Source organism: Spiroplasma endosymbiont of Dasysyrphus albostriatus, from assembly GCF_964019495.1.
Taxonomy (GTDB): domain Bacteria; phylum Bacillota_I; class Bacilli_A; order Mycoplasmatales; family VBWQ01; genus Spiroplasma_E.
In genome coordinates this window covers 717,067-730,483 of the sequence record NZ_OZ026447.1, presented here as the reverse complement: position 1 = coordinate 730,483, position 13,417 = coordinate 717,067, and the positions used below count along the sequence as shown (strand labels likewise).

The 13,417-nt window shown below is 22.1% G+C and carries 12 protein-coding genes; 5 read left to right on the top strand and 7 right to left on the bottom strand.

All coding sequences use genetic code 4. The features are described 5' to 3' along the window. Nucleotides 1–27: 27 nt before the first annotated feature. Together holA and AACL11_RS04545 are read right to left on the bottom strand one after the other, a co-directional pair. Nucleotides 28–939 (bottom strand): DNA polymerase III subunit delta, encoded by a 912-nt coding sequence (gene holA / locus AACL11_RS04550; protein ID WP_252320471.1) that lies wholly within the window; start codon nucleotides 937–939, stop codon nucleotides 28–30. Between the two features lie 215 nt (nucleotides 940–1,154). Continuing rightward, nucleotides 1,155–2,171 carry an SGNH/GDSL hydrolase family protein gene (locus AACL11_RS04545; protein WP_338988315.1) on the bottom strand — a complete coding sequence of 339 codons (1,017 nt, stop codon included), beginning with the start codon at nucleotides 2,169–2,171 and terminating at the stop codon, nucleotides 1,155–1,157. Between the two features lie 68 nt (nucleotides 2,172–2,239). On the opposite strand from AACL11_RS04545, the gene AACL11_RS04540 reads away from it, so the two are divergent. Then, complete coding sequence (locus AACL11_RS04540; RefSeq protein ID WP_338986622.1) at nucleotides 2,240–3,253, top strand: IS3 family transposase; 1,014 nt, start codon at nucleotides 2,240–2,242, stop codon at nucleotides 3,251–3,253. A 140-nt stretch (nucleotides 3,254–3,393) separates the two neighbouring features. Then, nucleotides 3,394–4,314, top strand: a complete 921-nt coding sequence (locus tag AACL11_RS04535) for an IS3 family transposase (protein WP_338988472.1) — start codon at nucleotides 3,394–3,396, stop codon at nucleotides 4,312–4,314. Here AACL11_RS04535 and AACL11_RS10545 read toward each other — a convergent pair. The 3 genes from AACL11_RS10545 to AACL11_RS04525 form a co-directional block, all read right to left on the bottom strand. After that, a complete protein-coding gene (locus AACL11_RS10545) occupies nucleotides 4,301–4,549 on the bottom strand; it encodes an MBL fold metallo-hydrolase (RefSeq protein ID WP_422397944.1) in 249 nt (82 codons plus the stop codon). The genes AACL11_RS04535 and AACL11_RS10545 overlap by 14 nt on opposite strands. Nucleotides 4,550–4,784: 235 nt before the next feature. Further along, entirely contained in the window at nucleotides 4,785–5,945 is a 1,161-nt protein-coding gene (locus tag AACL11_RS04530; RefSeq protein ID WP_338988314.1) for a ComEC/Rec2 family competence protein, read from the bottom strand. A 289-nt stretch (nucleotides 5,946–6,234) separates the two neighbouring features. Continuing rightward, entirely contained in the window at nucleotides 6,235–6,780 is a 546-nt protein-coding gene (locus AACL11_RS04525) for a hypothetical protein (protein ID WP_338988313.1), read from the bottom strand. Nucleotides 6,781–6,882: 102 nt separating this feature from the next. On the opposite strand from AACL11_RS04525, the gene AACL11_RS04520 reads away from it, so the two are divergent. Continuing rightward, on the top strand, nucleotides 6,883–7,365 hold the full coding sequence (locus AACL11_RS04520; RefSeq protein ID WP_338988312.1) for a hypothetical protein: 483 nt from the start codon (nucleotides 6,883–6,885) through the stop codon (nucleotides 7,363–7,365). A gap of 7 nt (nucleotides 7,366–7,372) precedes the next feature. On the opposite strand, the gene AACL11_RS04515 is transcribed toward AACL11_RS04520, so the two are convergent. Further along, nucleotides 7,373–10,000: a valine--tRNA ligase gene (locus AACL11_RS04515; RefSeq protein WP_338988311.1), complete on the bottom strand. Its 2,628-nt coding sequence runs from the start codon at nucleotides 9,998–10,000 to the stop codon at nucleotides 7,373–7,375. 275 nt (nucleotides 10,001–10,275) lie between these two features. Beyond that, complete coding sequence (locus AACL11_RS10540; protein ID WP_422397943.1) at nucleotides 10,276–10,992, bottom strand: GNAT family N-acetyltransferase; 717 nt, start codon at nucleotides 10,990–10,992, stop codon at nucleotides 10,276–10,278. Between the two features lie 81 nt (nucleotides 10,993–11,073). Here AACL11_RS10540 and AACL11_RS04510 point away from each other — a divergent pair, with 81 nt between their 5' ends. Both AACL11_RS04510 and AACL11_RS04505 read left to right on the top strand, forming a co-directional pair. After that, nucleotides 11,074–12,087 carry an IS3 family transposase gene (locus tag AACL11_RS04510; RefSeq protein ID WP_338986622.1) on the top strand — a complete coding sequence of 338 codons (1,014 nt, stop codon included), beginning with the start codon at nucleotides 11,074–11,076 and terminating at the stop codon, nucleotides 12,085–12,087. A 140-nt stretch (nucleotides 12,088–12,227) separates the two neighbouring features. Then, nucleotides 12,228–13,148, top strand: coding sequence for an IS3 family transposase (locus AACL11_RS04505; protein ID WP_338988488.1), 921 nt, complete (start codon nucleotides 12,228–12,230; stop codon nucleotides 13,146–13,148). Nucleotides 13,149–13,417 lie beyond the last annotated feature (269 nt).

Sequence of the window (13,417 nt, the reverse complement as noted above, 5' to 3'; positions counted from 1 at the left end):
TGAGTTTAAAACATCTATAATTATATACTAAATATTCAAAAAAAATAAATCAATTGCAATATTTTTATTAAACTTTCCTTTTTTGATATTGTAATCTAATTCATATAATTTTAACAAAATATTATTAATATTTAAATTAATATTTAAATATTGTTCTAATATTTTTACTTGAAACTTAGAAATATTTAATATATTGGAAATATCTTCATTACTTTTTTTTTGTTTAACTAAAATTTTGATATCTCTAATTAATTCTAATTGATATACAAGAATATTAATCAATTTAATTTTATCATAATTAATAACATTATAATAGTTATATTGTGTTCAAAAATTGTTATAATCTTTTTTTAATATATATTCAACAGTTTTAAAAATATTTGTTTCAAAATATTTAGGAACCACCTCAATAATAATATCTGAAGTTATTTTTTTTCCAATTAATCTTAATTTTGATAACTCATTTAAAATAATACTGACATCATTTGGCAAGTATTCTAAAAGAAAATTAGTTGCTTCTTGAGTAATGTTGATTTTAAAATTATTGCAAACTTTATTAATTAATAATAATAATTGTGATTTTGTATAATTTTTAATTTTGATAATATTAAATTGTTGAAATTCTCTACTAATTTTAAAATCAACATTTAAACTTTTAATAATTATCATTGTTTTTTGATTATGATTAAGCAAAGCATTAACAAATTTTTTTTCTTTAATATATTTTTGTCATAAATTACTGCTATCATTAATTACGATTACTTTATTTTCTTCAAATATACTCATAATTTGAATTTCATTAATAATATTAACAATTGTATCCTCTTGTAATTCATATAGATTATAATCATAATTTTCTTTTTTATGATTTTTTTTAATTAATTGTTCAATATTTTTTCTTACTAAATACTCATCTTGACCATGAACAATATAAACCATGTTTCCAACCTCACAAAATTATTAATATATTTTATGTTAATGTTATAATATCATAATGTTTCATATATAATCACACTTTTATTTTTTCCTCAATAATAAACTTTTTTAAGATTATTCAGTGTTTCAATATTCGGAAAATACTTTTGTTTTTGATAATATTCCAAATTTGAACTTTTATCTTATATAGTAATTATTATATCTAATGTTTTAAAACATTATCACTTTTCAACTAAATTATAAAGATCTTCAGCAACCGCTTGATGCACTAATGTTGTTGGATGAACTTCATCAAAGAAGAAATAATTATTTAATGTTTCTTTTGTTGAACCATTAACATATGTTGCTGTAACAGCACCATCTAATGCCATATGAGCATAATCAGATTCAATTGCATTTTGAGTAATATTTTTACCTTCTTGTTGAAATATCAGCGCATATTTACTTAATGCTTCTCTTAAACTAAATCTTCTAATAAAATTAGGATAATTAGTTATATATAAAGATATCTCGTGATTTCAAAGTGTTTTATAAGCATCAGATAATTGTTTTGCTAAAACTTGCGATTTAGTTCCATAATATTTTGGGACAAGACTAAAATCTGGAACATCAGTAGCAACAATATGTTGGATGCCTTTATTAATTAATTCTTGAATTATATCTCCTTCTTTTATAATTGCATTATAAATAATATCAAGTCCTTTATAATAGTTACCACTATCAATAGCAGCCAACATATCATTATTTCCTGATTCAAGAAAGACTAAATCATCACTTTGTAAATCTTGATGTTGAGATAAAAAAGCAGCCATTTGATGTTGAAGGCTAAAACGATTTGAATAAAATGTTCCTGTTCATGAATCATTTTCAGCTGCAACAGCACCCCCAACCGCATAGTTATTACCAAATTGTTCATAAGTTGCTGCATCATTTAAAATCGTATATTTTCATCCTGCTTGTAAGTTTAAATGTAATTTATTAGCTAAAATTTCAGCTGCAACCTTACCATTACTGAAAGAGCGATTTAAATAATATGGATCTCCTAATTCTACTTGAGCGACTCATCAAGGTGCTAATGGTGATTTTTGGACAAAGTCACTCCCAGCTCCAACAAAACTCCCAGTATCAGAAAGACTATCACCAAGAATGTATAATTGATGATAATCAATAACTGTTTTTTCTTCCTTAATATTGGATGTAATAGTAGTTATTAACATTGAAGGTGGATGGGCCACTTAGCCCTTTTTACTAGACCATTAATTTAAAAAATCTGAATGTATTCTAAAAACAATTGTGTTATATAATGAACACTAATTTTGACCTGAAAGGATTTTTATTAATGGATAAAATTAAACAAATAGCATTAATAATTAACAAATTAAATATCAAAGAAAAAATTAAAATTATCGATGATTGCAAAAATCAATATTCAATTAGAAACTTATGTCAATATCTTCAATTAAACAGATCAACATATTACTTTTTAAAAAATAAACAAAAACTTATTAAAAAAGAAAAAAATCATATTATTAATTGCAATCATAAATATCAAGAATTATGCCAACTTTTAATCGAATTTCATTCTACAAGAAAAGGTAGAATTTATGGATATTTAAGAATTTTTTCAGCTTTTAAAGAGTGATTAAAACAAGAGAAAAATATCATTTTAAATATAGAATTATCAACAAAACAAATGCGAAAAATTATGAAAAAACACAATATTCAAGGATTAAAACAAACTAAAAATAACTATCCTAAAAACAAAAAAAATCCAAATAAGTGAATACCTACAATGGATAAAGTAAACAAAGATTACAAAAGTACAACCGCTTCAAATCAAATTTGATCAATGGATACTAAACAAATAAACACCAAAGAAGGTTGACTATATCTTTTTGTAATTATTGATTTTTATTCAAATAATGTTGTTAGTTATAATACATTTTCAAATAAATCATATCAAGATTTAATTCTTCCTGCACTTGAAAAAATAAACAACCAATTTTCTTGAAATCAAATAAAAAACGTTATTTTACATTCAGATAACGCCAACGAATTTTATTGTCAAGAAATTACAAAATGAGCAAAAAACAAACAAATAATTTTAAGCAAAAAACAACCATATGATATTGGCGGTAATGTCATATCTGAAAATTGATTTTCACATTTATCTCAAGAATGATTGCCTAAAGACTCAAATCAATATTTAACAATCAATGAAGCTATTAATGATGTAAATCAATATGTTATGTTTTATAATTATGAAAGAATACATTCTAAATTTTTAAAACCACCAATATTACAAATAAAAATTTAGAAATATCTATCAAAATATGGTCCAGTAATTAGGGCTAACCACCCAAGAGCAGCTACTTACAATTGAATTAAGCAATTTAGTAATTCAGGAAGTTTTAAAACTAAAGATAATCGTTCTTTTGAAGAAAATGAATTAATTAAATTAAGAAAAGAATTAAAGCAATTACGAATGGAAAATGATATTTTAAAGCAAGCAGCACTAATAATAGGCAGAAAATAGAAATTATTGTCAAAAATAAAGCTAAATATAAAATTCGCACAATGTGTCGTTTTTTAAAAATATCTAAATCAACATATTATTTTAATTTAAAGAAAAAAGAAAATAAAATCAAAAATAATATTTATGATGAAGCTGTTATTAGTGCTTTTAAAGAAAATAAAGAAGTTTATGGTACTAGAAGATTAAAAAAAATTCTAGAAAACCAAGAAATTTATTTATCGCGCAGAAAAATTAAAAAAATTATGAATGAACATAATTTAATATCAAAATATACTAAATTATCATTCAAAAATCATAATAACAAAGTTAACGATAGTCAAATAACTAATCTTGTTAATAGAAAATTTAAGAATAGGATTAAAAATGAAGTTATTGTTAGTGATTTAACTTATGTACAAGTTAATGGTAGGTGAAACTATATTTGCCTATTAATAGACCTATTTAACCGCGAAATTATCGGACATAGTGTTGGAGTTAAAAAAGATGCATCATTAGTACATCAAGCATTTATGCAATCAAATCGCTGTTTAAAAGATATTCAAATATTTCATAGTGATCGCGGTAATGAATTTAACAATAAAATTATTGATAAACTTTTACTAGCATTCAACATTAACCGTTCTTTAAGTAAAAAAGGTTGTCCTTATGATAATGCTGTTGCTGAAGCAACTTTTAAAACTTTTAAAACCGAATTTATTAATGATAAAAATTTTACATCATTAATCCAATTAAAATTAGAATTATTTGATTACATCAATTGATATAACAATATAAGAATTCACAGCACTTTAAACTACTTAACTCCAGTTAAATATCAACAACAAATGTCTACCAAAAAATAGTCCTAAAAAGTGTTGCCATTCCACCATCAATAATATATTGTGATAATTGATTGGTATTTTCATAAATTTTATCTATTTTTAAGTGCATTTTTAAAAATCCAATATTACTAACATGGTCTAAATCATGGTGAGTTAAAAATACTGCTTTTAAACTATGAATTCCTTTTGCTGAAAGATAATTATAAATAGTTGGATTACTTGGTTTTAAATCTTCTGTACCTGCATCAATTAAAATAGCAGATTTATTATAAGAACCTGTTTGGAATCTTTTTTGACTAATTTTTAATTAAATTAATATTATAAATGTTATTTTATAGTAAAAAAATAAATTTTTAGTTGACAACTGATTAAATTATAAAATATTTTTAACCAGAAATTAAAAAAGAAAATAAAATGAAAATTAAATAAGTATTTATAAATGATTATTCCTTGTTTTAGCATAATTTTATTAAAAAGATTCCAAACAGGTTCTAAGGACTAGTTAGTAAAAAACTCATAGCATTACCAACATTAATCATTGTTAATTCATAATAAGGTTTAATAATACTATTCATTCATAATGTTGAAATTAAAACAAAATTAATAATAATAACTGTTAACATTCTTCAATTAAAATATCGTCAACAGTTATAAATAACTATTAAAATTAAAAAATAAAGTTGTAAAATTCAAATTTCAATTTGAAAAGTTGGGATTCAAATATTACTCATATTTATTAACTTAATAGTAATAATTAAAAAATTTAAAATTGAATTTAAAAATAAATTTAAAAATAAAATAACATCAGAAAAAATAATGATTGGTGTAAAAAATAATAAATATGCAACAGTTAACAAACTAAAACCATGATTTATTTGTCACTGAATAGGAATAGTGAATAAAAATAAAACAATATTAATCAATAATAATCTAATCCAATAACTATATTTTTTAAATTTATTATTAATAAATAAAATCAAAAAAGTAATACCAAAAGAAAATTGAAATCCTAAAAGATAGAATTGTAAAGGTCATAAACAAAGACAACAATAAGCACTAAAACTAAGAATAGAAATTGGATGAATAGTTTTTTTATTAAATTTTAAAATACAACTAAAAATTAAAAAAAATAATGCTTTCATTGCTGCAATAGATCAATTAAGTAAATATAAATAAAAACATAAAATTACAAAGCAAATTAAAAGTTTAATTAATTCATTTTTGATAAATCAAAAACTTTTTTTTAAAAAAACAAAGAAAAAATTAATGTGTAAACCACTAACAACAATAATTGGAGTAATACCAAACTTATTAAAAATGGTAAAAGTAGATTTGTTTTCTTCGGTTTGCTGACCAAATAATAATAATTTAGTTCAAGTTTTAATTTCCTTTGGAAAAGTATTTATATAATTAAAAAAAATACTTCTAAGAGTTTTTCCAAAAACAACTTTTACTTTATTTTCATTAACTACTATTTGTTTATTAACATTATTAGCATTTAAAAATAATTTAAAATCAAACTCATAAAAATTATTAATAGTTTTTAAATCTTTAGTTTGACCTTTAAAAATAAGTGTATCATCTAATTGGGCATTAATAGTATACTGCATATTATTAATATAATAATGTGATAATAAATAATATTTTTTCATCCTTCTTGTACTATCAAATAATTTGGATGGGTTTCTACTACTTTCAAATTAACATTTTCAATATTTATATGTTCATCTTTTTTAAAGTTAATGTTAACTAAGGAAGTAAAAGTAAATACTAATAATAAAAAGAAATACTTATAAAATGATTGCTTTTTAAAAAAAATAAAATACAAAATAATAATTATTATTAATAATAAAACTAAACCACTAAATATCGTAAAACTTGATAAAAAGAAAACTAAAAATATTAGAAATAAAACTAATAAAGCATGATAAGTAAACATCATTAAAAACTAATAAATTTATGCATCAATTGTATATATTTTCTTTTTGTAGTTATTAATAATTTTTCTAAATTCTCTAACAACTGTTTTGCATTTAAATTTTTTTTATTAAATAATAATAATACTTTTTTGGCATCTTGACTATTTAAACCTAAATTAATTAAAGGCTCTAAAGTAATAGTATAACGGGAATAATATTTAATAGCATTATTTCTTGGTGATAATATTACTTTATAATTTTCACTAATATTTTGATTTAGATTTAACGCTAAAATGTCAAAATAAACATTAGAAATATTTAAAGTATTAATTAAATTAATAATACTTATTTTTGAATTAAGAATTTTAACATAATATTTATTTCGTATACATAAATCTTCTCTAATTGGTAAATGTTCTTTAATTTCAACAGTAATAGTAATAATTTTTGTATCATTTTTTTCCTTACTAACTATTTCATTTTCATTAAAATTTTTAATCAACTTTAATACAACTAATCCATTACTTGCAAGAAAAAGAATTGTCAATGTTATAATTAATAATCTCATTTAATTTCACCTCAATAATTATTAAAAATGAGATAAGCAATTTCCTTTTTTTATTTTTTTTAATATAATAAAATAAAAAAGATAATGCAAAGGCTGATAATAATGACAAAAATAAAAACTGATGGTAAGAAATGAGAAAATAATTTTATAAAAATAATTAAAAATAAAACATTTATTAAATGATGCAAATATAATTCTATTATATTAATATTAGGAACTTCATTAATACTAAATATTATTTATATCCCAAAATTCTTAAATGGTACTACTAATCAAAATAGCATTACTACTAATATTGAAATTACAGCTATCAACGGCAAGGAAACTATTCTTGAAAAAACTAATTATATTACTACTTTTAATACACTTGGTAATTTACTAAGTGCTTGTTCTAATGATTTTACTGTTGAAAAAAGTCAAATTGGAAGATTTTTGGTTGCTGTAAAAGGTAAAAAAGGTACTCAAGAAAATAAAAAATTTTGATACATTGAACACTGAAATGGTAAAGAATTTATTGATTTTTCAGTAGGTATCGATGATATTAAATTGGAAAATAATGAAATTTTTCAACTTGAATTAAAATAAAAGTTTTTTATAATTCTTTAATCTTGGCATTGGTTAAAATTTTTTGATTTTGATACTTTTCTAATTTTTGCTTTTCTATTTCAACTTTTGTTGGTGGTGCCTTTGCTAAAAATTGTTGGTTACTTAAAATATCTTTACTACGTTTTATTTCATTTTCAATATAAACTAATTCCTCTTTTAATTTTGCTAATTGTTCTTCTTTATTAAATAAATTTGAAACATTAATTTCTATTACTGCTGAATTAATAATTTTAATTATTTTATTATTAACAGACAACGGACTATCACTAATAGTAACAATTTGACTATTAGTTAATTGTAATAAATAAGGATTTAAAGTATTTTTTTCTAATTCAAAAAAAGAATTAGTCGTATTGATATGAATAGTTAACGGTAATTTTAAAAATAAATTAAGTTCTTTACGAATTTCTCGAATATTACCAATAATTTCAATTAATATTTCAACAAATTGTGTTACATCTTTTGTTTTTTTCATAACTTTAACTTTAGGAAACTTATTTGTTAAAATGCTATTTTTATACCCCATTTCTTCATAAATTGCTTCTGTGATAAAGGGAATAAAGGGATGAACCATAATAATAATTTGTTGTAAAACATAATATAATGTTTGTAATGAGTTACTTTGTTGCTCTTGATTTTGTAAATTAACTTTATTTAATTCAATATATCAAGAACAATATTTATTTCATATAAAATTTGATAGTGCTTTAACTACTAAAACAAATTCATATTTTTCCATATATTGCTCTACATAAATAATCAATTGATTAAGTTCTTGTAAAATTCATTGATCAATAAATGATAATGAATTATTATAAACAATATTTTCATCCAATTGAAAATTATCATCAATATTCATTAGTACATAACGTGCAGCGTTTCATAACTTATTATTGAAATTTCAAGCTGACTCAACTTTAATAATACTAAATCTTAAATCTTGACCCGGAGCACAATTGCTAACTAAAAAGTAACGTAAAGCATCCGCACCATACTTTTTAATAACTTCCATTGGATCAATTCCATTATTTAATGATTTTGACATTTTTCTACCTTGTTCATCACGAATTAAACCATGAATTAAAACATTAGTAAATGGTTTTTGATTAGTAAATTTTCAACCCATAAACATCATTCGTGCAACTCAAAAAAATAAAATATCATAAGCAGTAACTAATACTGATATTGGATAATATTTTTGCAAATCAACATTTTTTTGTGGTCAATCCAAGGTTACAAAAGGTCATAAACCACTAGAAAATCATGTATCTAATACGTCTGATTCTTGAATATAATCGTTAATTGGTGATGGTGGATTAGTATCAACATAAATTTTCTTAGTTTTTTTATGATATCAAACTGGAAGCGAATGACCTCATCACAATTGACGAGAAATACATCAATCTTGAATATTATTTAATCACTGCAAAAGTTGTTGTTCAAATAATATTGGATGAAAATCAATCTTTGTTTTCTTATTTTTTTGTTTATAAATAATCATTTCAACTAATGGTTTCATTTTTATGAATCATTGTTGTGATAAATATGGTTCAATAATAGCGTTACTTCTTTCTGAATAACCAACTTGATGAAGATGGTCTTCAACCTTTACAACTAAATTTTCTTTTCTTAATTGTTCAACTAATTGTTTACGACATACCATTCGATCTTGATTAATATATGATTGTGCTAATTCATTCATAGTTCCATCAACATTCATACAAATAGGCATTGCTAAATTGTGACGTAATGCAATTTCATAGTCATTAGCATCATGAGCTGGTGTACATTTCATAGCACCTGTTCCAAAATTCATATCAACATAATCATCAGCAATGACTTTAATTAACATTTTATTAGCCGGATTAACAACCATTTTACCAATAAATTGTAAATAACGTTTATCTTTACTATTTACAACTATACACTGATCAGCAAACATTGTTTCTGGTCTGGTAGTAGCAATAGTAATAAATTCACTACTATTTTCTATAAAATATTTTAAATAATACATTTTTCCTTTTGTTTCATGATAATTTACTTCAATATTAGAAATAGCGGTTTTTAATTCTGGATCTCAATTTACTATCTTTTTTCCTCGATAAACTAAACCTTCTTTATATAACTTTACAAATACTTCATTAACTGCTTGCTTAACATTTTCATCTAAAGTAAATACTTCATGCGAATAATCTAATGCTAAACCAAGTTTTGCTCACTGTTTTCTTATGTTTTGTGCATATTCTGTTTTTCATTTTCATGCTTGTTGTAAAAATTTATCTTTACCTAATTCTTGCAAATTAAGTTTTTGTTCTTCTTTAATACGTTGTGCAACTTTAACTTGCGTGGCAATGCCAGCATGATCCATACCAGGTATAAATAAAGTATTAAATCCTTGTAAACGTTTATAACGAATTAATAAATCTTGGATAGTACTATCTCAAGCATGACCTAAATGTAAAAGTCCGGTTACATTAGGTGGTGGTAAGATAATAGAAAATGTAGGATTAATAGAACTAACATTTGCCTTAAATAATCCAGATTTTACTCATTGTTCATAACGATCCTTTTCAATTTCAATATGATTATATTTTTTGTTTAAATTTCTATTCATTTGTTATACTCCTTTTTAAAATAAAAAAACATTCCACAAATAGGAACGTTTTTTAACGCGGTACCATCCTAATTCATTTACAAAGTAAATGCACTTAATTATTATTTAAATTGCTAATAATATAAGTTACCTTCAAATTAAACTTGCTTAGTTTACAGCAACCACTAAGTCTCTAAATTACCATTTAATTTTACTCTTTTATATTTTAAATTAATTATGTATTTTATTTTACATTGTTAATTTTAAAAAACAAGACATTTGAGAAAAGAAAAAATCTAAATATTAAAATTATCTTTTTTAAAAACAGGAGTTGATGTTTTCATAGACTGCATGCAGTCTAATTTATTTTTTATATTTTGATCAAAATCACACAATAAAGGAGTATCATCTTTTTTTATTGTCTTTTTTTGATATGCTTGTTTTTCTAATAATTTTATTTTTCTTTGTTCTGGTGTTAAGTTATTTCATCATTTTTTTGCCTCATTTTTAACAACATCTACTTGTTTGGGGCTTAAAGTATTTCATCATTGTTTTGGATTTTTGATTATTTGTTCTCTTTGTTGATTAAATCAATCAATAACTTTTTGATAATCTTCCTTGAAAATTGATTCTTCATGTATTAAAACTTCATCTAAAATACTAGATAATATTTCACTATCCTCTAATATCTTTTGTTCATCATTTATAGCTTTTGATTTTGACTTATCAAAATCAATAAAAATTTCTTTTATTTTAATATTTTTTCACTTTTCAATTTCATCTCTTTTATTAAAAATTGCATGAGGTATATTAATTTCATAATCATAAAAAAAAGTTTTTTTATTTCATGCATAAGTGAATCCTAATTTTTCATAAAATTCACCGACAGTAACATTAGTTGGATCTGATAATAAAATAAGGTTTTCGATATTATTGCTATGACATATCTCAAAAATTTTGTAAATAAGTAAACTACCATATTGTTGCTTACGATATTTTTCTTCAATAAATATTGGATGGGGCCACTTAGCCCTTTTTACTAGACCATTAATTTAAAAAATCTGAATGTATTCTAAAAACAATTGTGTTATATAATGAACACTAATTTTGACCTGAAAGGATTTTTATTAATGGATAAAATTAAACAAATAGCATTAATAATTAACAAATTAAATATCAAAGAAAAAATTAAAATTATCGATGATTGCAAAAATCAATATTCAATTAGAAACTTATGTCAATATCTTCAATTAAACAGATCAACATATTACTTTTTAAAAAATAAACAAAAACTTATTAAAAAAGAAAAAAATCATATTATTAATTGCAATCATAAATATCAAGAATTATGCCAACTTTTAATCGAATTTCATTCTACAAGAAAAGGTAGAATTTATGGATATTTAAGAATTTTTTCAGCTTTTAAAGAGTGATTAAAACAAGAGAAAAATATCATTTTAAATATAGAATTATCAACAAAACAAATGCGAAAAATTATGAAAAAACACAATATTCAAGGATTAAAACAAACTAAAAATAACTATCCTAAAAACAAAAAAAATCCAAATAAGTGAATACCTACAATGGATAAAGTAAACAAAGATTACAAAAGTACAACCGCTTCAAATCAAATTTGATCAATGGATACTAAACAAATAAACACCAAAGAAGGTTGACTATATCTTTTTGTAATTATTGATTTTTATTCAAATAATGTTGTTAGTTATAATACATTTTCAAATAAATCATATCAAGATTTAATTCTTCCTGCACTTGAAAAAATAAACAACCAATTTTCTTGAAATCAAATAAAAAACGTTATTTTACATTCAGATAACGCCAACGAATTTTATTGTCAAGAAATTACAAAATGAGCAAAAAACAAACAAATAATTTTAAGCAAAAAACAACCATATGATATTGGCGGTAATGTCATATCTGAAAATTGATTTTCACATTTATCTCAAGAATGATTGCCTAAAGACTCAAATCAATATTTAACAATCAATGAAGCTATTAATGATGTAAATCAATATGTTATGTTTTATAATTATGAAAGAATACATTCTAAATTTTTAAAACCACCAATATTACAAATAAAAATTTAGAAATATCTATCAAAATATGGTCCAGTAATTAGGGCTAACCACCCAAGAGCAGCTACTTACAATTGAATTAAGCAATTTAGTAATTCAGGAAGTTTTAAAACTAAAGATAATCGTTCTTTTGAAGAAAATGAATTAATTAAATTAAGAAAAAAATTAAAGCAATTACGAATGGAAAATGATATTTTAAAGCAAGCAGCACTAATAATAGGCAGAAAATAGAAATTATTGTCAAAAATAAAGCTAAATATAAAATTCGCACAATGTGTCGTTTTTTAAAAATATCTAAATCAACATATTATTTTAATTTAAAGAAAAAAGAAAATAAAATCAAAAATAATATTTATGATGAAGCTGTTATTAGTGCTTTTAAAGAAAATAAAGAAGTTTATGGTACTAGAAGATTAAAAAAAATTCTAGAAAACCAAGAAATTTATTTATCGCGCAGAAAAATTAAAAAAATTATGAATGAACATAATTTAATATCAAAATATACTAAATTATCATTCAAAAATCATAATAACAAAGTTAACGATAGTCAAATAACTAATCTTGTTAATAGAAAATTTAAGAATAGGATTAAAAATGAAGTTATTGTTAGTGATTTAACTTATGTACAAGTTAATGGTAGGTGAAACTATATTTGCCTATTAATAGACCTATTTAACCGCGAAATTATCGGACATAGTGTTGGAGTTAAAAAAGATGCATCATTAGTACATCAAGCATTTATGCAATCAAATCGCTGTTTAAAAGATATTCAAATATTTCATAGTGATCGCGGTAATGAATTTAACAATAAAATTATTGATAAACTTTTACTAGCATTCAACATTAACCGTTCTTTAAGTAAAAAAGGTTGTCCTTATGATAATGCTGTTGCTGAAGCAACTTTTAAAACTTTTAAAACCGAATTTATTAATGATAAAAATTTTACATCATTAATCCAATTAAAATTAGAATTATTTGATTACATCAATTGATATAACAATATAAGAATTCACAGCACTTTAAACTACTTAACTCCAGTTAAATATCAACAACAAATGTCTACCAAAAAATAGTCCTAAAAAGTGTTGCCATTCCAAAAATTTTAAAACAATCATGCTTTTTTTATTTTTTTATTATTTCTTAATTTCTTTTTTAATTCCAAAATGATTTTATTAGTTCTGGTGTTATTACTATTTTTATATATTTACTTAAACTTATTTTTAAAATTCTTTCAAAAAATAAAAATTTCTTATAATAAAGGTATGTCAAAATTTTTAATGTCCGTATTTATTTAGTTATAATTAAAATTTAATTATTATAAAAGTTTAATTATAACTAAAAA